This is a genomic window from Mesorhizobium sp. M0018 (assembly GCF_040323955.1).
In the GTDB taxonomy this organism is placed as follows: domain Bacteria; phylum Pseudomonadota; class Alphaproteobacteria; order Rhizobiales; family Rhizobiaceae; genus Mesorhizobium.
In genome coordinates this window covers 41041-59780 of the sequence record NZ_JAMYVL010000002.1, presented here as the reverse complement: position 1 = coordinate 59780, position 18740 = coordinate 41041, and the positions used below count along the sequence as shown (strand labels likewise).

Below are 18740 nucleotides of genomic sequence, written 5' to 3'. Positions count from 1 at the left end.
CCGCCTATGGGGCTGTCCCCGTCAAAATTAAAAACTGTCTCTCAACCACTGACTCATTCGATGCAGTTTTCCGCCTGTTCCGGTCATCCGAAGACCGGAAATTCCCTTCGCCGGCCGGCTCTCGAAGCTCGCCATCTGTGGATAGATCAGAAGTCCGACCGGGGTCGAGAAAGCCGGCCCCTTGGCCGCCTCGGGCAAGCCTGCCACGCCAAGCGGGCGTCCGATGCGCACATTGCGGCCGAGAATGCGGCGTGCTGCTTCTGGCAGGCCGGCAAGCTGGCTGGCACCGCCGGTCAGCACCACACGCTTGCCGACGGCGTTGCCGTAGCCGGATTTGTTCAGCCGGTCGCGCAACAATTCCAGCGTCTCGTCGATGCGGGCGCGGATGATGCGCGTCATCACCGAGCGCGGTATCTGCAACGGCACCTCGCCGTCTTCGCCGATCGGATGGATGGAAACCAGGTCGCGGTCGTCGGCACTGCCAGGCAGCGCCGAGCCATGCATCACTTTCAGCCTTTCGGCGGCATCGAGCGAGGTCGACAGGCCCTTGGCCATATCCAGCGTGACGTGGTTGCCGCCGATCGCGATGGCATCGCCATGGACGAACTTGCCTTCCGAAAACACCGAGATCGTCGTCGTGCCGCCGCCCATGTCGATGCAGGCCGCGCCCATTTCGAGCTCGTCGTCGACGAGCGCAGCAAGCCCACTGGCATAGGGCGTCGCCACCATGCGTTCAACCGACAGATGCGAGCGGTTGATGCAGAGCTCCAGATTGCGCAAGGGCGCTGCGTCGCCTGTCAGCACGTGCATGTCGACGCCAAGCTGGTCGCCAACCATGCCGCGCGGATCGCGCACACCGCGCTCGGCATCCAGCGAAAAGGCTACGGGAAGCGAATGGATCACCTCGCGCTCGGCCCGCAACGCCTGCTTGGCGCCGGCGGCAAGCACGCGCTTGATGTCGGCCTCGTCGGCCTCATGGCCGCCGAGATTGATGGTGGCCGAAAAAGCCTCGCTCTTCAGCCGGCCGGCAGTCATGTTGACGATCAGCGAATCGACCGTCAGTCCCGCCATGCGTTCGGCGGCGTCGACGGCAAGACGGATGGCGTGCTCGGCACGGTCGAGATCGATGACGACGCCGGATTTCACGCCTTGCGATTTCTGGTGGCCGATGCCGATCACCTGGACGCGATGCGAGCGTCCGCGCAGCAGCTTGCCATCCTCGCGCGGCTTGAGTTTGGCCACCACGCAGCAGACCTTGCTGGAGCCGACATCCAGCACCGTCAGGATGCCGGACCGGCGCGACGAGGCATCGCTATTGCCGCCAAGCCAGCTCATATCTTCGTCTCCGGCTTGCGCTTCAGCATCTTGGGCTTTTCGTCGAGCGCGGCTTGGCGCTGTGTCGCCGCTTCCGGCGTCAACTGGACGACCAGACGATCGGAAAGGCGCATGTCGACGGCGGCGATGTCGCGCGTCAAAAGCCCGTTCTCGTGATCCATCCTGACCAGGTCGGCAATCGCCTGATCCTCACCGTCTTCGGGAAGCTTGATCGTGATGCCGTTTTCAAGCTTGAGATCCCAGCGCCGTTCGCCGATGCGGATATAGCCCTTGATCCGCGCGGCGAGCTCCGGATAATTCTTGATCTTGGCCAGGAAATCCGGCGCCTTGGCCGGTGCGCCGGTGCCGATGATCAGCGGTAGCAATATCTGCTTGCCGCCGGAGAACGGCGCAATGACGGTGCCGGATTTCTCGATGACCGAAAGCGCGCTGCCTTGCTGCCACAACGCGAACGGCTCGCGCTCCTCGACGCGCACTTCCAGCGTATGCGGGTAGACCTTGCGCACTGCCGCGGCTTCGACCCAGGGTAGCGTGGTGATGCGTTCGCGCGCGGCTTCGGCATCGAAGCCGATCAGCGAGGTCCAGCCGTCGAGTTCCAGCCTGTCGAGAATATCGATCTCGGACGTTTCGCGGTTGCCGACGACCTTGACCTGGTCGACCGCAAAGCCGGTGCGGGCGGTGACACTCTGGACGATGGCGTCGGAATATCCGCCGAGATAGGCGCCATAGGCACTGCTCGAAACAAGCAGTGCCGCCGACAGCATGGCAGCGCAATAGGGCGGCGCTTCGAAGTCGCCTTCGCCGAGGCGCGCCAGCACGCGCACCGGCCGGCGGAGCAGGCGCGGCAGCACGAAATGGTCGAACGACAACGGCATGCCGAACAGCGCCGGCCCGGCCGCGCCCTTCCCCTTGCCCTGTCCCCACTTCAACGCAGACACGAAGCGTCCTCCACCATCCAACTCAACAAATCGCCGAACGAGTGTCCCGCTTGCGCGGCGATTTCCGGCACCAAAGACGTCGGCGTCATACCCGGCTGGGTGTTGACCTCGAGCCAGACAATTTCGCCGTTTTCGGAGTGACGATCGTCATAACGGAAGTCCGACCGGGAAACGCCCCGACAGCCGATGGCTTGATGAGCCTTGAGCGCCAGTGTCTGTATTTTTTGGTAAATATTCGGTGAAAGTTTTGCCGGGCATTCGTGTTTTGATCCGCCCGCGACGTATTTTGAATCATAGTCGTAGAAGGAATGGCCGGTCGGGATGATCTCGCAGACACCGAGCGCCACATCGCCCATCACCGCGCAGGTCAATTCCCGCCCGTGCACATAACGCTCGACCATGACCGTATCGCCATATTTCCACTCGGACGAGCCGATGATCTGCGGCGGATGCGACTGGCCTTCATGCACGATGACGACACCGAAGCTCGATCCTTCGTTGACCGGCTTGACGACATAGGGCGGCTTCATCGGGTGCTTGTTCTGGATGGCGAAGCGATTGGCCACCTTCGACTCCGCCACCGGAACGCCGGCCGCCTTCGCGACCTTCTTGGCCTGTTCCTTGTTCATCGCAAGCGCCGAGGCAAGCACGCCGGAATGGGTGTACGGAATGGCGAGGTACTCGAGGATGCCCTGGATGGTGCCGTCCTCGCCGAAAGGGCCGTGCAGCGCATTGAAGACGACGTCAGGCTTGAGCGCGCTGAGCACCGAGCCGATGTCGCGCGAGACGTCGACGCGGGTGACTTGGTAGCCCTCTCCCTCGAGCGCATCGGCGCAGGCCTTACCCGACGACAGGGACACGGGCCGCTCGGACGAGAATCCCCCCAGAAGAACGGCCACATGCTTGCTTGTCATTCCCCGTCATTTCCTCTCACAGCAGGCCTGCACCATCGTGCATGCCCCGAAAAGCATCGCGCGCACTCAAATGCGCCCGAGCAACTTCGCTCCCGTGTTTCCGCAACATTGAGTCCGAGTCTCCCGGCAGGTTGCCCCCCAGACGGAAACGCGAGTAACGCGTCGAAACGACTCAAATCAGGAAACGCTTCAGGGCAGAGAATCAGAGAGTTGATTCGCTGGCAAGTGCTTACGATTCCGATGGATTCACTTTCCGCAAAAACGGCAGCAAAATGTGAATTCATGAGTCCGAAAGGCAACGGCGGTCAGCTTGCCTAAAGCAACTGCCCGAGAAATTCCTGGACGGCATGGCCCGGCCGAAAATTACCGATGCGCTTGATCTCCCACTGCAGCCGGATGCCTGATCTTTCGAGCACGCGCGCACGCACCGTCTCACCGAGATATTCAAGCTCGTAGCCCGTGGCCGTTCCGGTGTTGATCATGAAGTTGCAATGCATCGGCGACATCTGCGCCCCGCCGACCATCAGGCCGCGGCAGCCGGCCTTGTCGATCTCCTTCCAGGCGGAGGTGCCCTCAGGATTCTTGAAGGTAGAGCCACCGGTCTTTTCGCGGATCGGCTGCACGGTCTCGCGATGGTTCTGGACAGCATCCATCGCGGCCTTGATCGCCGCCTTGTCCTCAGGAATGCCTTCGAGCAGCGCCGACGTGAAGATCAGCCCGGACGGCGCCGCTGAATGGCGATAGGCATAGCCCATATCGGCATTGCTCAGCGTATGAACATTGCCCTTGCGGTCGAGTGCCCGTACCTCGACCACGCGCTCGCGCGTCTCGACGCCATTGGCGCCGGCGTTCATCCTCAGCGCTCCGCCAATGGCGCCGGGAATGCCGTGGTAGAAATGAAAGCCACCGATGCCGGCCTCGTAGGCAACGGCCGCAAGGCGCTTGTCGGGTGTCGCGGCACCCGCCTTGATCGTGGTCGGCGCAATCACTTCGGTCTCGCCAAAGCCTTTGGCCGAAAGCCGGATGACAAAGCCCGCAATGCCGCCGTCACGGACAAGCAAGTTCGAGCCGACGCCGACGATGGTCAGCGGAATTTCCTCCGGCACCGCCTTCAGGAACGTGGCAAGATCGTCCTCGTCGGCCGGCTGGAACAATGCGTCCGCCAGCCCGCCGGCTCGAAACCAGGTGATCTTGTTCATCTCGGCATTGGGCGTGATGCGGCCGCGCAGTCCGGCAAGCCGGTCGCCAAGCTTCTCGATCAACGCCTGGCCGCGCATCATGAGATGGTCCCGCCGAGTTCCCTGGGCAGCGCATAGGCCCATTGGGTGATGTTGCCGGCGCCGAGGAAGACGACGAAATCGCCCGGCTTCGCCACCTCGCGCACGATCGGCGCAATCGCCGCTGGACCTTCGATGTAGTGTGCGTCGCGATGGCCGCCGGAGCGGATGCGCGACACCAGTGCGTCGGACGTAACGCCGTCGATCGGCTCCTCGCCGGCCGCATAGACGGGCGCCACCATTACCGTATCGGCATCGTTGAAGCAGACGGAAAACTCGTCGAACAGATCGCGCAGCCGGGTGAAGCGATGCGGTTGGGTAACGGCGATGATGCGACCCTTGGTAGCGCTGCGCGCAGCCTTCAGTACCGCCGTGATCTCGACCGGATGATGGCCGTAATCGTCGAACACATCGACACCGTTCCACGAACCGGTATGGGTGAAACGGCGCTTGACGCCGGCGAAGGATGACAGGCCCTTCTTGATTGCCTCAGCCGAAAGGCCGAGCTCATGCGCGACGGCAATCGCCGCCGTCGCATTGGAAACATTGTGGCGCCCGGGCATAGGCAGCCGCAGGCCTGATATCGTTATCTGGCCGTGCGTCTTGCGGTCGCGGATCACCACGTCGAATTCCGAAGTCGGGCCGTCCATGCGGTGATTGGTGAAGCGCACGTCGGCCTGCGCATTTTCGCCATAGGTGATGACGCGCCGGTCCTCGATGCGGCCGACCAGCGCCTGCACCTCGGGGTGGTCGGTGCACATCACACCGAAGCCGTAGAACGGCACATTCTCGACGAACTGACGAAACGCTTCGCGCACTTTGTCGAAGGAGCCGTAATGGTCGAGGTGCTCGGGGTCGATATTGGTGACGACGGCAATCTCGGCCGGCAGCTTGAGGAAGGTGCCGTCGCTCTCGTCGGCCTCGACCACCATCCATTCGCCGTCTCCCATGCGGGCATTGGTGCCATAGGCATTGATGATGCCGCCATTGATTACCGTCGGGTCGAGCCCGCCGGCTTCGAGTAGCGTCGCCACCATCGAAGTCGTCGTCGTCTTGCCATGCGTGCCGCCGATCGCCACCGCTTGGCGGAAGCGCATCAGTTCGGCCAGCATTTCGGCGCGCCGCACGATCGGCAGCAACTTCTCTCTCGCCGCCTTCAGCTCCGGATTGGATTTCTTGATTGCGGTGGAGACGACGACCACTTCGGCCTCGCCGAGGTTTTCGGCCTGATGGCCGACGAAGCATTCGATGCCCTTGTCGCGCAGCCGCTGCACATTGGCGCTGTCGGCCTGATCGGATCCCTGCACCTTGTAGCCGAGATTGTGCAGCACCTCGGCGATGCCGCTCATGCCGATGCCGCCAATGCCGATGAAATGCACGAGGCCGATCGTCTGTGGCATCTTCATGCGTGCGTCTCCTTCCTGAATTCCGAAACGGATTTCCTGGACGCAATAGCCTCTGTCAGATCGGCGAGCAACCGCGCGGCATCCGGTTTTCCGGACGATTTCGCCGCCGCGGCCATTGTCGCCGCCTTGCCTGGATCATCCATCAGCCCGCCGACAAGCACGGCGATCCGCTCCGCCGAAAGCGTGGATTGCGGATGCACCTCGGCGCCGCCCGCTGCCGCAAGGGCCGCCGCATTCGCCGCCTGGTCGTGGTCGAGCGCGTGCGGATAAGGCACCAGCAGCGCCGGCCGGCCGATCACCGCGATTTCCGATACGGTCGATGCGCCGGAGCGCGACATCACCAGATGCGCCGCCGCCAGCCGCGCCGCCATGTCGGTGAAGAAGGGCGACACCTCGGCCTCGATGCCAAGCGTGGCATAGGCGGCTTTCACCCGCGTCACATCGTCGGCGCGCGCCTGCTGGGTGATCGCCAGCCGCCTGCGCTGTGCATCGGAAAGCCGGGCGATCGCCGCCGGCACCGCATCGGAAAAGAACTGCGCGCCCTGGCTGCCGCCAAACACCAGAAATCGGAACGGCTCTTCACCGGCCGATGCGGCATAAGGCGTCTTCGCCGCTTCCAGCACTTGCGGCCTGACCGGATTGCCGGTGGTCACCGTCTTGACGCCTGTAGCACTTGTGTCTTCCGGCAGGAAACCACCGGCAATAGCGTCGACGCGGCCGGCGAGCGCCCGGTTGGCGCGGCCCATCACCGCGTTCTGCTCGTGGATCAGCGTCGGCACCTTGCGCCGGGTCGCCGCGTAAAGCGGCGGCAGCGTCGGATAGCCGCCGAAGCCGACCACGATAGCGGGCTTGACGCTGGCGATGACGGCCGATGCCTGCCGCACCCCGCGCCAGATTTTCCAAAATGCGGCGAGCACGGCAAAAGGATTTTTCGACCCCATCGTCGCCGACTGGATCGGATGGATGGCGGCCGCCGGGAACTGCCCGGCAAAGCGCTCGGCGCGTTCGTCCGTCGCCAGGTGCACCGCCCAGCCGCGCCCGGTCAGTTCGTGCGCCAGTGCCTCGGCCGGGAACAGATGTCCGCCCGTTCCGCCCGCCGCCAGCAGGATGACCCCCTTCGCCATCTCACTCCGCCGGCATCGCACGCGGCGACGGCATGAAGCCCAGCTGCTTGCGCTTTTCCGGGCGCTTGCGCGTCAGCGCCAGCACCATGCCCATCGAGATGGCGATCGCGATCTGCGAGGAACCGCCGTAGGAAATGAACGGCAGCGTCATGCCCTTGGCGGGCATCAGCTGCAGATTGACGGCCATGTTGATGACCGACTGCAGGCCGAAGACCGTGACCAGGCCGCCAACCGCATAGCGTGTGAAATCGTCCTGCTCCTTGAGTGCCGTGTTGAGGCCGCGCAGCACGATGAAGCCGAAGATGGACATGATGAAGAAACACATGATCAGCCCGAATTCCTCGCCGGCGACGGAGAAGACGAAGTCGGCGTGGCTGTCGGGGATGACCCGCTTGACGGTACCCTCGCCCGGCCCGACGCCGAACCAGCCGCCATTGATCAGCGCCTCGCGGCCCATGTCGACCTGGAACGTGTCGCCCTCGCCGGTCATGAAGCGGTCGATGCGGCCGGCAACGTGCGGGAACACCGCATAGGCAGCGAACACGCCGCCGACGCCGGCAGCACCCAGCGCGACGATCCACAGCCACGGCAACCCGGCCATGAAGAACATCACCCCCCAGGTGCCGAGCACCAGCATGGTCTGCCCAAGGTCAGGCTGCGCCACCAGCAGCGAGATGACCAGCGCAAGCAGCAACATGGCGAACAAATTGCCCGGAATGTCGGGCTGGCGCTTGTGCTCGGCGAACAGCCAGGCGCAGATGATGACGAAGGCCGGTTTCAGGAACTCGGACGGCTGGATCGAGAGGCCGGCTAGCGACACCCAACGCCGCGCGCCCTTCACCTCGACGCCGATATAGAGCACCGCCACCATCAAAAACAGCATGATGCACAGCATGACCAGCGCCATGCGCCGGATCTGCCTGGATTCAAGGAACGAGACGGCCAGCATCACCCCAAGTGCCGGAATGGTGAAGATAATCTGGCGCGTCGCGAAGTGGAAACTGTCTAGCCCGATGCGCTCGGCCACCGCCGGGCTTGCGGCGAAGGACAAAACGATGCCGAGCCCCATCAGCGACAGGAACGCCGCCAGGAACCACCGATCGATCGTCCACCACCAGGTCGCCACAGGGCTTTTGTCGAGACGGCTTTGCATTATCGTGTCCCTCCGATGGGCTTCACGCCATCAATGGCGGTTGCGGCTTGCCTGAACGCCTCGCCGCGGACTTCGAAATTCTTGAATTGGTCGAAACTGGCGCAGGCCGGCGACAGCAGCACCACTGCCTCGCCGCTACTATCCCCGGCCGCATCGCGGGCGGCGTGTTCGACTGCCGCCGCCAACGTGCCTGATATCTCGTAGGGCACCGCTTCGCCCAGCGTCGCCGAAAAGGCCGGTGCGGCTTCGCCGATCAGATAGGCCTTGGCGATGCGCGGGAAGAAGCCGCGTAACGGCTCGATGCCGCCCTCTTTCGGCAGGCCGCCGGCAATCCAGTAGATACGCGCAAAGCTCGACAGCGCCGGTGCAGCGGCATCGGCATTGGTCGCCTTGGAATCGTTGACGAACAGCACATGCCCTTTGCGGCCGACCTGCTCCATGCGGTGCGCCAGCCCAGGGAAACTCTCCAGTCCGGATTGGATCTCGCCGAGCTCGAGCCCGACCTTGAGGCAGGCGGCGGCGGCGGCCAGCGCGTTCTGCGCATTGTGCTGGCCGCGCAACGAGCCGATGCCTTCGAGGAAGGCGACACGGCTGTAGCGGCCGTGCACGGCTTCCATTAAGTTGGTGCCGTCAGCGAAATAGCCGTCGGTCAGCGGCAGCCGCTTGGAGATGCGGATGACCTGCCGGCCGGCCCGCTCCAGCCGATCGGCGATCTGGGCGCACCAGGAATCGTCGACACCGATGATTGCCGTCTCGCTGCCGGCCACCAGCCGCTCCTTGATCGAGGCGTAGTGTTGCATCGTGCCATGGCGGTCGAGATGGTCCGGCGTCAGATTGAGCAGCACACCGGCCGTCGGGTTGATCGAAGGGGCAAGATCGATCTGGTAGGAAGAGCACTCAACCACATAATGCCGTTCAGGCTGCGGCGGATCGAGCGTCATCACCGCGCGGCCGATATTCCCGCCCATCTGCGTGTCGCGCCCAGCCGATTTTAGGATGTGCGCCGTCAGTGCCGTGGTCGTCGACTTGCCGTTGGTGCCGGTAATGGCAATGAAAGGTGCTGCCGGTGCCAGCAGCATCCGCTCGCGGCAGAAAAGCTCGATGTCGCCGATGATCTCCACGCCTGAGCCCCGCGCCAACTCGACGGTCCAGTGTGGCTTGGGATGCGTCAGCGGCACGCCGGGCGACAGCACGAAGGCGGAAAACCTCGCCCAGTCCGCACCGCGCAGGTCCGCTGTCGTGATGCCGACCGCGCCGGCCTTGGCGACGCTGTCGGGATTGTCGTCCCAGGCCAGCACATCCGCGCCGCCCTCGATCAGCGCGCGCGCCGTGGCAATCCCCGAGCCACCGAGCCCGAAGAGCGAAACGCGCTTGCCTGAAAAGGATGCGGCGGGGATCAAGCGGCCTCCTATCTGAGCTTCAGGGTCGACAGGCCGACCAGCGCCAGGATGACGGCGATGATCCAGAAGCGGATCACCACCTGGCTTTCGGTCCAGCCGAGCTTTTCGAAATGATGGTGGATCGGCGCCATCAGGAAGACGCGCTTGCCGGTCATCTTGAAGTAGCCGACCTGGATGATGACCGAGAATATCTCGACGACGAACAGGCCGCCGACGATGACCAGCACGATCTCGTGCTTGGTCGCCACCGCGACCGTGCCGATCAGCCCACCCAGCGCCAGCGAGCCGGTGTCGCCCATGAAGATCGCCGCCGGCGGCGCATTGAACCAGAGGAAGCCGAGACCGGCGCCGATCACCGCTCCAAGGACCACCGCAAGTTCGCCGGTGCCGGGCACGAAATGGATCTGCAGATATTCGGCGAACACCGCGTTGCCAGAGAGATAGGCGATGACGCCGAAGGATGCGGCGGCGATCATGATCGGCACGATCGCCAGCCCGTCGAGACCGTCGGTCAGGTTCACCGCATTGCCGGCGCCGACGATGACAAAGCACGAGAACGGGATGAAGAACCAGCCGAGATTGACGAGAAACTCCTTGGCGAAAGGGAATGTCAACGATGACGAGAACGGCGCCTGGCCGTTATGCATGATCACCCAGGCGGCGATGCCGGCGATGACGAATTCGAGCCCCAGCCGCGCCTTGCCGGAAAAGCCGAGATGCGATTGCTTGGTTACTTTGAGATAATCGTCGTAAAAGCCGATCGAGCCGAATCCCAGCGTCACCAGCAGGACCACCCAGACGTAGATGCTCGACAGGTTCGCCCACAGCAGCGACGAACCGACGATGCCGGACAGGATCATCAGTCCGCCCATTGTCGGCGTTCCCGCCTTCTTGAAATGCGTCTGCGGCCCGTCGGCACGGATCGGCTGGCCCTTGCCTTGCCGCAGCCGCAGCGAATTGATGATGGTCGGTCCGAAAATGAACACGATCAGTGCCGCTGTGATCAGCGCTCCGCCGGTGCGGAAGGTTATGTAGCGGAAGACGTTGAAGACCGAGATCTTGTCCGCAAATTCGACGAGCAGTGTTAGCATGCGCTTGCGTCCCCCGGACCGATCCTAGGTCTGTCTGCTGGTTGTGGCTTCCGCCGGAAACTTGCCGAGCAACGCCTCGACCAGCTTTGAAAAGCCTATGCCCTTCGACGATTTGATCATGACCACGTCGCCGGGCTTCAATTCCGATAGAAGAACCGGTTTCAGATCTTCCGCACCGGCGCGGTATTCCGTCCTGATCTCGTCGGGCAAAACGTCGGCCAGCGCCCGCATTTCCGGGCCTCCGAGAAAGACCGTGCGCGTGTCGGTGCCGACGATCAGACCGGCAAGCGCGGCATGCAATTTCGCCGAATGGCTGCCGAGCTCGAGCATATCGCCGAGCACGGCAATGCGCCTGCCCTCGCCCGACACCGGCGTCGTGTTGAGCAGTGCCATTGCAGCGCTCATCGACGCGGGATTGGCGTTGTAGCTCTCGTCGATCAGCGTGATCGGCCCGTTGGGATGACGCAACACATAGCGCTTGCCGCGTCCGCGTTCGGGCGAAAGATCGGCCAGCGCCTGCGCAACCCTGTTAACGTCGGCGCCGACCAGATGCGCGGCACCAAGCACCGCGAGCACGTTCTGCACCATATGGCGGCCCGGCGCGCCGATCCTGGCGACAATCTCGTGCCCGCCAATCTTGGCGGTGATGACCGAGTGATCGGCATTGAGCTCGCATTTGATCAGTTTGAAGGTCGCCCGGGCGTTCTCGCCGAACCCGTAGACATGCTCGACGCCGGCCTCTTTGGCCATCTTCTCCAGCAGCTTCCAGCGCGCATCGTCGCGGTTGAGAAGGGCGGCGCCACCGGGTTCCAGTCCCTCGAAAACCTCTGCCTTGGCCTTGGCGATCTCGTCCAGGTTGCGGAAGAAGCCGAGGTGAGCGGCCGCGATCAACGTGACGATGGCGACATGCGGCCGGACCATCTTGACCAGCGGCCGGATCTCGTCGGGATGGTTCATGCCGATCTCGAAGACGGCATAGTCGCAATCCTGGGGCATGCGCGCCAGCGTCAGCGGCACGCCCCAGTGATTGTTGAACGACTGGGCCGAAGCATGCACCGTACCGACCGCGGAGAGAGCGTGGCGTAGCGCTTCCTTGGTGGTGGTCTTGCCCGCCGATCCGGTCACGGCAATGACCCTGGCCTTTGAGCGTGCGCGCGCCGCAACGCCGAGCTTTTCCAGAGCGACAAGCACGTCCTCCACGACGATCATCGGTGCAGTCAGCCGCCCCAGCGACGGCAGCTTGCCCTCGGCGACGACCAGCACGCCGGCGCCCGCCTTGATGGCGGCGGTGACGAAATCATGGCCGTCCATGGCCTCGCCCTTGATGGCGAAGAAAGCGTCTCCCGGCTGCAGGCTGCGGCTGTCGATGGAAATGCCGGCGATGGCTTCAGGCATCGGACCGAGCGGCCGGCCATCCATGGCGGCAACCAGCGCCTCGGAGGTCCACAGATAGCTCACGCCGCTTGCTCCCGCAGCGCCGAGCGAACTTCCTCATGATCGGAAAAATGCAGCGTCTCGGTGCCGATGGTCTGGCCTTCCTCATGGCCCTTGCCGGCCACGATCAGCGTGTCGCCAGCGTGAAGCATCCCGACCGCCTCGTGGATGGCCTTGCGCCGGTCGCCGATCTCGATGGCGCCAGGTGCGGCTTCCAGGATCGCGGCGCGGATCGTCTCGGGTACTTCCGAGCGGGGATTGTCGTCGGTGACGATGACCACCTCGGCCAGCCTTGTGGCGATCTCGCCCATGATCGGCCGCTTGCCTCGGTCCCGGTCGCCGCCGCAACCGAATACGACGATGACGCGGCCGGTGGTAAAGGGGCGCACCGAAGCCAGCACGTTTTCCAGCGCATCCGGCTTGTGCGCGTAGTCGACATAGACCGGCGCGCCGTTGGCGGCCGTCCCGACAAGGTCGAGCCGTCCCGGCGCGCCCTTCAATTTCTCCAGCGACATCAACGCCTTGGCAACAGATGTTCCAGTCGAAATGGCGAGGCCGGCCGACACCAGCGCATTTGCAATCTGGAAGTCGCCGGCCAGCGGCAAGTCGACTTCGTGGAGAACGCCGTCCGCTTCGACCTCGGCGCGCTGGCGGTGGCGCTCGTGCTCGACCCGCTTCAGCCGCAGGAAATCGCCGTGGCGGCCGACCGTCAGCACGTTCAGTCCCGCTGCCCGCGCCGCCTTGATCGTCGGCTCCGACCACGGGTCGTCGGCAAAGATGACCGCCGGCGCGCCCTTCGGCAGCAGCGCGTCGAACAGACGCAATTTGGCGCGATGATAGTCCTCGACCGTCGGATGATAGTCCATATGGTCGCGGCCGAGATTGGTGAAGCCGCCGGCCGCGAGCTTGACGCCGTCGAGCCGGCGCTGGTCGAGGCCATGGCTGGACGCTTCCATCGAGGCGTGGGTGACGCCGGCCTGCGCCAGCTCCTTGAGCAGCCTGTGCAGTGCCACCGGATCCGGCGTGGTCAGCGAGCCATATTCGTTGCGGCCCGGCGCCACCACGCCGGTCGTGCCGATCGAGGCGGCGGCAAAACCCGCCTGCTCCCATATCTGCCGGGTGAATGCGGCGACCGAGGTCTTGCCGCTGGTTCCGGTCACCGCGACCATGGTTTGCGGTTGCATGCCGAAAAAACGTGCAGCACTCAGCGCCAGTGCAAGGCGCGGATCGTCTACGACAAGAACCGGGACTGGCAGCCCGGCGACCGCACTGCCTTTGCCGACCACGATCGCGGCAGCGCCGCGGCTTGCGGCATCGGCTGCGTAGGCTGCGCCATCCGCCTTGGAGCCGGTGAGCGCGAAAAAGACGACGCCCCGTGTTACCTGGCGGGAATCCGACGAAATCCCTGTAACCTCCATGTCGAAGGAAGCTGTCCCCTCGACAGGCAGGATACCGGCTAGATTTTTCAGCTTCATCGAACCCCGTTCATCGCAACAAAATAGCGCGCAGTTGCCGGCGCGCCCCAAGAATCACTGATAGGAAACCAGCGTTGCACCATTTTCATGGCTGAAATCTGGCTTCACGCCAAGCATGGAAGCCGCACGTCGGATGATGTTTGCAGCCATGATGCCCGCGTTCGAGGCGGCCGTACCACCCATGCCGGGCTTTTCCGGCTTCGGTTCGTCGGCGATCGTAAGCACTATGTATTGCGGATCGTCCATCGGAAAAGCCGCAACGAAGGCGTTGAAATTCTTTTCCTTCGAGTAACGGCCGTTGACAACCTTCTCCGCCGTTCCCGTCTTGCCGCCCACCCGGTATCCTGGCACCCGTGCATTGCGGCCGGATCCCTTTTCGGCATTGAGTGCATAGAGATAGCGCATGCCCTCGACCGTCTTGTCGCTGACCACTTTCTTGGCCACCGCCATCGCCTGCTCCTGCGTGCGCGGCAGGAAGGTCGGGTCCATCAGATAGCCGCCATTCATCAGCGCGGCGCAGCCGACCGCTGTCTGCAGCGGCGTCGTCGATACACCGTGGCCGAAGGCGATGGTGATCGAATTGACCTGCTTCCAGACCTTGGGCTCGGTCGGCCGAGCCACTTCCGGCAGTTCGGTCTGCATCTTCTCGAGGATTCCCAGGCGATGCAGGAATTCGCGGTGTCCGTCGATGCCAACCGCTTCGGCTTCCTTGGCAGAGCCGATATTGGAGGAGTAGATGAACACTTCCGGCACCGACAGTACCCGGCCCTTGCCATGGAAATCATGGATGGTTTGATGGCCGATCCTGATCGGGCGCGACGCGTCGAAACGGCTTTGCAGCGTTATCTTGCCGGAATCGAGCGCCATGGCGGTGGTGAAGCTCTTGAAGGTCGACCCCATTTCATAGAGGCCGGCCGACATACGGTTGAGCCGGTCCTTGTCCTGCGCGTTATAGGGGTTGTTCGGATCGAAATCCGGAACCGACGCCATCGCCAGCACCTCGCCGGTCTTGACGTTGAGCACGACGGCGCCCGCCGCGATCGCGTGGTACTTTTCCATGCCGGTGGCGACCTCATCGCGCACGATATGCTGGACGCGCAGGTCGATCGAGAGCTGCACCGGCTTCAAATCCTTGGCCACCGCCAGACCCGACGCCTGAAGGTCGCTCAAGCCTTGTTCGTCGATGTATTTCTCCATGCCGGAGATGCCCTGATTGTCGATGTTGGTGAGGCCGACAATGTAGGACGAGGTTTCGCCGGCCGGATAGAACCGGCGCTTTTCGGTGCGAAAGCCGAATCCGGGGATGCCGAGTTGCATGATGTCGGCCTGCTGCTTCGGCGTCAGTTGACGCTGCAGCCAGACGAACCCGGCGCCGCTCTTCAGCTTGTTGTATGTCTGCTCGTAGTCGATCTCGGGAAGCACCGTCGACAGCTTTTCGATCGCCTCGTCGGCATCGACGATGCGGCGCGGTTCGGCAAACAGCGACGCGGTCTTGATGTCGGTCGCCAGCACTTCGCCGTTACGGTCGACGATGTCGGGTCGCGATGCCGTCACCCGGCTCTGCGGGCCGCCCGACAGGTCGGGATTCTGGAAACCCAGATAGACCAGCCGCCCGGCAATGGTCGAATAGATGCCGAAGAACACTGCCATCGTCATGACGATGCGGGTCCTGCCCTTGCCACCGGTCGCCTTGCGGGCACCTTCGACCACGATTGATCCGCCTGCACCGGGCTTCGAACCGCGCTTCAGCAGCCTGCCAATCTTTGGAAATCTGGCAGCCATTGGAAATCCGGTGATCATTGGACGACGCCTCCGGTCACCACGGGATCCTTGCCGCCGATATCGGCCATGCCGCCCAGCCGCTGCGATGAAAGGTCCTCGATATTGACGGGTTTCGCCGGCAGATCGTCCAGCCCGACGATCTGCCGCGCATTGACCGGCTCGAGTCCGAGTTGCGATTTGTAGATTTCGGTGAGCTTCTGCAGGCGCGACGGCTGGGTAAGCAGGCTCCAGTCCGCCTTGAGCAGGTCGATCGTGTCCTCCTCATAACGGATCTGCGCCTGGATCTTGTGCACTGCCGCCATTTGCTCCTCGGCCTCGCGCTTGGTCTTGTAGGTCAGGGCGGCCGCCGAAACCATCACGGCGATCAGGACTATGTCGCTGGTACGAAACACGTGCTCACCTCTCTCCCGGTCGATCGGCGCCGGGAAGCTTTGGGCCAGGCAGTTTTGGCAGGCCGAAAATCGAAAAATCGCCGGCGCGCGCCGGCGCCTCTGTACGGATCGCAGCGCGCAGCCTTGCCGAGCGCGCCCGCGGATTTGCCGTTATCTCGGCATCGCCAGGCGTCACGCCGCCGCCCTTCTTGGTGAAGGTGGCGGTGCGCGCCTGCGCCTCGGGCAGGTGCCGCGATCCGGTCGCTGAATCGGCTCTGTCGGCGATGAAGCGCTTGACGATGCGGTCCTCCAGGGAATGGAAGGTCACCACGACAAGCCGCCCGCCCGGTTTCAGCACGCGCTCTGCGGCAAACAGTGCCTTGGCCAGTTCGCCGAGTTCGTCATTGACGAAGATGCGCAGCGCCTGGAAAACGCGGGTGGCCGGATGGATCTTGTCCTTTGGCGCGCGACCGATATGCGTCTCGATGGCATCGGCAAGATCGAGCGTGCGCTCGAAGGGGCGTTTTTCGCGACGGCTCTCGATCATGCGGGCGATGCGCCCGGCATGGCGTTCCTCGCCGAGAAAACCGAAGATGCGGGCAAGATCGCCCACCTTGAAGGTGTTCACGACGTCGGCGGCGCTCAGGCCCGCCTGCGCCATGCGCATGTCGAGCGGCCCATCGGCCCGGAACGAAAAGCCGCGCTCCGGCTGGTCGATCTGCATGGAGGAGATGCCGATGTCGAGCACGACGCCATCGGCACTTTCAACCTGTTCGTCGAGCGTCGAGAACGGTGCCTGGACAAGCCTGAGCTTGCCGCCGGACTGCTGTTCAAGGGCCCGCCCCGCCGCGATCGCATCCGGATCGCGGTCGATGGCGACGACCGAGGCTCCGCTTGCCAGAATGGCCTTCGTGTAGCCGCCGGCACCGAACGTGCCGTCGACGATCACCTCGCCTTTTGTCGGCGCCAGCGCCTCCAGAACTTCGGCAAGGAGGACCGGAATGTGACGGGCTGGTCCGCCAGCGGCATGAACTTCATCGCCGTCGCCCGCCATCATTCCGGCCGCTCCCCGGGCTTCGTCCCCTGCCGAAGTTGCAAAAGCCGGGCGCGTGCTTCCGTCCCATAGGCGCTGAGCCGTCCCGGCTCCCAGATCTGAAAGAAATTGCCGCGGCCAACGAAGGCCACTTCCGCTGAAATGCCGGTATGCTCGCGAATGAAATCGCTCATCGTGATACGGCCGTCCTGGTCGAGCTTCAGAAACGTTCCATCGCCATGGCAGAAGAACGACATGTCGTCCGCCGTCTGCAGGAACGGGTCTTCCTGGGCGATACGCTGCTCGTAGCGATCGAGCAGGTCGAGCCCACCGACATCCATCGCCGGGCGATCCAGGCAGCGTAGCGCATAAAGTTCCGAATAGCCGCGTTTCTGCACAACGGCACGGAAATGCGCCGGCACGGACACCCGTCCCTTCGCATCGATCCTGTTCACCGCGTTCGACAGAAACCGGTCCATTACGCGTTACGGCCGCTTGCGCCGCCGCACCCCTCTGCATCTTCCTGTCCGCGCCGCCCCAGCCCGGTCGGCGTCCAAAACCCACTTCGTTATAACGGGCGAACGCAGGCAAACGCGCAGCCGCCGCGGCTGCCCGATTGGCGTACGCTTCACCCTGACACGAAACGAAGGCTTGAGTATCGGAATGGGATATCATGGGGTGTTATGGGCGTCAACGGGAACAGTCTTCAAAACGCGCCTGCCACGACTGGGGAGAGCAGCTTTGACGGCACTCCCGTCTTTATCGTCTATTAAGCCTAACGAAGCGTTTAGAGCCGTGTGGCCCAACCGGAGCCGGCTTGCTGCGGATCGCTGCCGCGCATAGCCTCGGCATGTCCTTTTCCGGTCAGTAACGAGGTTGAAACCATGTCCGAAACAGCCAAGTCACGCGCCGCGGCACTTCCCCATCTGCGCCGCGGCGGGCTGGCCAAGGGCGACCCGATCCCCTTGCCCCTGACCATGGCCGCCATCTTTCATGCGCCCGGCGACGCCACCGGCTATGATCAATATGGCCGCTTCAGCAATCCAACCTGGGATGCGGTCGAGCACATGCTGGCGCATCTGGAAGACGCCCCATGCGTCGCCTTTCCCTCGGGGATGGCTGCCATCTCGGCGGTATTTTTCGGCCTGCTCAAAGCCGGCGACCGTATCCTGCTGCCGTCCGACGGCTATCACACGACGAGAGCGCTGGCAGAGCGCTTCCTCAAGTCCTTCGACGTCACTTACGATGTCCGGCCGACGTCGAGCTTCCTCGACGGCGGCTTCGACGGATACCGGCTTGCCTTCGTCGAAACGCCCGCCAACCCGGGACTGGATATATGCGACATCGCAGCCGTCGCCGAAGCCGTGCACAAAGCGGGTGCGGGGCTTGTGGTCGACAACACGACGATGACGCCTTTCGGCCAGCGCCCGCTCGATCTCGGCGCAGACATCGTCATTGCCGCCGACACCAAGGCACCAAACGGCCATTCCGACGTGCTGTTCGGCCATGTCGCCAGCCGCGACGCGGACATTATCTCAAGGGTGACCGACTGGCGCGAGACGTCGGGCGCCATCCCCGGGCCGTTCGAGGCATGGCTGGTGCATCGCGGCCTCGAAACGCTGGACGTGCGCTTCGACCGCATGTGCGCTTCCGCCGAAATAATAGCGCGACGACTGAAAAACCATCGCGCGATCAGCGGCTTGCGCTTTCCGGGACTGGAGAGCGATCCATCGCACAATCTTGCCCGCGCCCAGATGGAGCGCTTCGGCTTTCTCATCTCGTTCGTGCTCGCCTCGGAGGACAAGGCCGAGGATTTCATCAACAACTGCGCCTTGATGCAGGCAGCGACTTCGTTCGGCGGCGTACACACTTCGGCCGAACGGCGATCAAAAAGGGGAGATGCCGTTCCCCCCGGCTTCGTTCGCCTGTCGATCGGCTGCGAGCCGGTGGAAGAGCTTTGGCAGGCGATCGAGGCGTCGCTGGACGCAATCGGTGGCTGAATCGGCA

16 protein-coding genes are annotated in these 18740 nt (G+C 63.6%); 1 reads left to right on the top strand and 15 read right to left on the bottom strand.

Features of this window, described 5'->3' with window-relative positions; all coding sequences use genetic code 11:
- Positions 1-27: 27 nt before the first annotated feature.
- The 15 genes from ftsA to mraZ form a co-directional block, all read right to left on the bottom strand.
- Positions 28-1335, bottom strand: coding sequence for a cell division protein FtsA (gene ftsA, locus NKJ81_RS02535; protein ID WP_352471565.1), 1308 nt, complete (start codon positions 1333-1335; stop codon positions 28-30).
- Positions 1332-2273, bottom strand: coding sequence for a cell division protein FtsQ/DivIB (locus NKJ81_RS02530; RefSeq protein ID WP_352456163.1), 942 nt, complete (start codon positions 2271-2273; stop codon positions 1332-1334). The genes ftsA and NKJ81_RS02530 overlap by 4 nt, the downstream gene beginning before the upstream one ends.
- Positions 2261-3187, bottom strand: coding sequence for a D-alanine--D-alanine ligase (locus tag NKJ81_RS02525; protein ID WP_352539522.1), 927 nt, complete (start codon positions 3185-3187; stop codon positions 2261-2263). Before NKJ81_RS02525 ends, NKJ81_RS02530 begins: the two co-directional genes overlap by 13 nt.
- 314 nt (positions 3188-3501) lie before the next feature.
- Positions 3502-4467, bottom strand: coding sequence for a UDP-N-acetylmuramate dehydrogenase (murB, locus tag NKJ81_RS02520; protein WP_352539521.1), 966 nt, complete (start codon positions 4465-4467; stop codon positions 3502-3504).
- The gene (gene murC, locus NKJ81_RS02515) at positions 4464-5870 is read right to left on the bottom strand and encodes a UDP-N-acetylmuramate--L-alanine ligase (RefSeq protein ID WP_352539520.1); all 1407 of its coding nucleotides are present in this window, start codon (positions 5868-5870) and stop codon (positions 4464-4466) included. Before murC ends, murB begins: the two co-directional genes overlap by 4 nt.
- Positions 5867-6994, bottom strand: a complete 1128-nt coding sequence (gene murG / locus NKJ81_RS02510) for an undecaprenyldiphospho-muramoylpentapeptide beta-N-acetylglucosaminyltransferase (protein ID WP_352539519.1) — start codon at positions 6992-6994, stop codon at positions 5867-5869. Before murG ends, murC begins: the two co-directional genes overlap by 4 nt.
- A 1-nt stretch (position 6995) precedes the next feature.
- Positions 6996-8147, bottom strand: a complete 1152-nt coding sequence (ftsW, locus tag NKJ81_RS02505) for a putative lipid II flippase FtsW (RefSeq protein ID WP_023676765.1) — start codon at positions 8145-8147, stop codon at positions 6996-6998.
- Positions 8147-9547 (bottom strand): UDP-N-acetylmuramoyl-L-alanine--D-glutamate ligase, encoded by a 1401-nt coding sequence (gene murD, locus NKJ81_RS02500; RefSeq protein ID WP_352471558.1) that lies wholly within the window; start codon positions 9545-9547, stop codon positions 8147-8149. Before murD ends, ftsW begins: the two co-directional genes overlap by 1 nt.
- Positions 9548-9555: 8 nt before the next feature.
- Entirely contained in the window at positions 9556-10638 is a 1083-nt protein-coding gene (gene mraY / locus NKJ81_RS02495) for a phospho-N-acetylmuramoyl-pentapeptide-transferase (protein ID WP_023676767.1), read from the bottom strand.
- 24 nt (positions 10639-10662) lie between these two features.
- Positions 10663-12096, bottom strand: a complete 1434-nt coding sequence (locus tag NKJ81_RS02490; RefSeq protein ID WP_352539518.1) for a UDP-N-acetylmuramoylalanyl-D-glutamyl-2,6-diaminopimelate--D-alanyl-D-alanine ligase — start codon at positions 12094-12096, stop codon at positions 10663-10665.
- Positions 12093-13547, bottom strand: a complete 1455-nt coding sequence (locus NKJ81_RS02485) for a UDP-N-acetylmuramoyl-L-alanyl-D-glutamate--2,6-diaminopimelate ligase (protein WP_352539517.1) — start codon at positions 13545-13547, stop codon at positions 12093-12095. The genes NKJ81_RS02490 and NKJ81_RS02485 overlap by 4 nt, the downstream gene beginning before the upstream one ends.
- 54 nt (positions 13548-13601) lie before the next feature.
- Positions 13602-15329 (bottom strand): peptidoglycan D,D-transpeptidase FtsI family protein, encoded by a 1728-nt coding sequence (locus NKJ81_RS02480; RefSeq protein ID WP_352471555.1) that lies wholly within the window; start codon positions 15327-15329, stop codon positions 13602-13604.
- A gap of 14 nt (positions 15330-15343) precedes the next feature.
- Positions 15344-15721, bottom strand: a complete 378-nt coding sequence (gene ftsL / locus NKJ81_RS02475) for a cell division protein FtsL (protein ID WP_352539516.1) — start codon at positions 15719-15721, stop codon at positions 15344-15346.
- A gap of 4 nt (positions 15722-15725) precedes the next feature.
- Complete coding sequence (rsmH, locus tag NKJ81_RS02470) at positions 15726-16757, bottom strand: 16S rRNA (cytosine(1402)-N(4))-methyltransferase RsmH (RefSeq protein ID WP_352539515.1); 1032 nt, start codon at positions 16755-16757, stop codon at positions 15726-15728.
- Positions 16754-17212, bottom strand: a complete 459-nt coding sequence (mraZ, locus tag NKJ81_RS02465) for a division/cell wall cluster transcriptional repressor MraZ (RefSeq protein WP_254818997.1) — start codon at positions 17210-17212, stop codon at positions 16754-16756. Before mraZ ends, rsmH begins: the two co-directional genes overlap by 4 nt.
- Positions 17213-17617: 405 nt before the next feature.
- Between mraZ and NKJ81_RS02460 the strand changes: the two genes are divergently transcribed.
- Positions 17618-18733, top strand: a complete 1116-nt coding sequence (locus tag NKJ81_RS02460) for a cystathionine gamma-lyase (RefSeq protein WP_352539514.1) — start codon at positions 17618-17620, stop codon at positions 18731-18733.
- The last annotated feature ends 7 nt before the right edge of the window (positions 18734-18740 follow it).

Coding starts and splice junctions, on each gene's coding strand:
- ftsA (WP_352471565.1), bottom strand. CDS start 1,335: ATGAGCTGGCTTGGCGGCAATAGCGATGCCTCGTCGCGCCGGTCCGGC.
- NKJ81_RS02525 (WP_352539522.1), bottom strand. CDS start 3,187: ATGACAAGCAAGCATGTGGCCGTTCTTCTGGGGGGATTCTCGTCCGAG.
- murB (WP_352539521.1), bottom strand. CDS start 4,467: ATGATGCGCGGCCAGGCGTTGATCGAGAAGCTTGGCGACCGGCTTGCC.
- murC (WP_352539520.1), bottom strand. CDS start 5,870: ATGAAGATGCCACAGACGATCGGCCTCGTGCATTTCATCGGCATTGGC.
- murG (WP_352539519.1), bottom strand. CDS start 6,994: ATGGCGAAGGGGGTCATCCTGCTGGCGGCGGGCGGAACGGGCGGACAT.
- ftsW (WP_023676765.1), bottom strand. CDS start 8,147: ATGCAAAGCCGTCTCGACAAAAGCCCTGTGGCGACCTGGTGGTGGACG.
- mraY (WP_023676767.1), bottom strand. CDS start 10,638: ATGCTAACACTGCTCGTCGAATTTGCGGACAAGATCTCGGTCTTCAAC.
- NKJ81_RS02485 (WP_352539517.1), bottom strand. CDS start 13,547: ATGAAGCTGAAAAATCTAGCCGGTATCCTGCCTGTCGAGGGGACAGCT.
- NKJ81_RS02480 (WP_352471555.1), bottom strand. CDS start 15,329: ATGGCTGCCAGATTTCCAAAGATTGGCAGGCTGCTGAAGCGCGGTTCG.
- rsmH (WP_352539515.1), bottom strand. CDS start 16,757: ATGATGGCGGGCGACGGCGATGAAGTTCATGCCGCTGGCGGACCAGCC.
- mraZ (WP_254818997.1), bottom strand. CDS start 17,212: ATGGACCGGTTTCTGTCGAACGCGGTGAACAGGATCGATGCGAAGGGA.
- NKJ81_RS02460 (WP_352539514.1), top strand. CDS start 17,618: ATGTCCGAAACAGCCAAGTCACGCGCCGCGGCACTTCCCCATCTGCGC.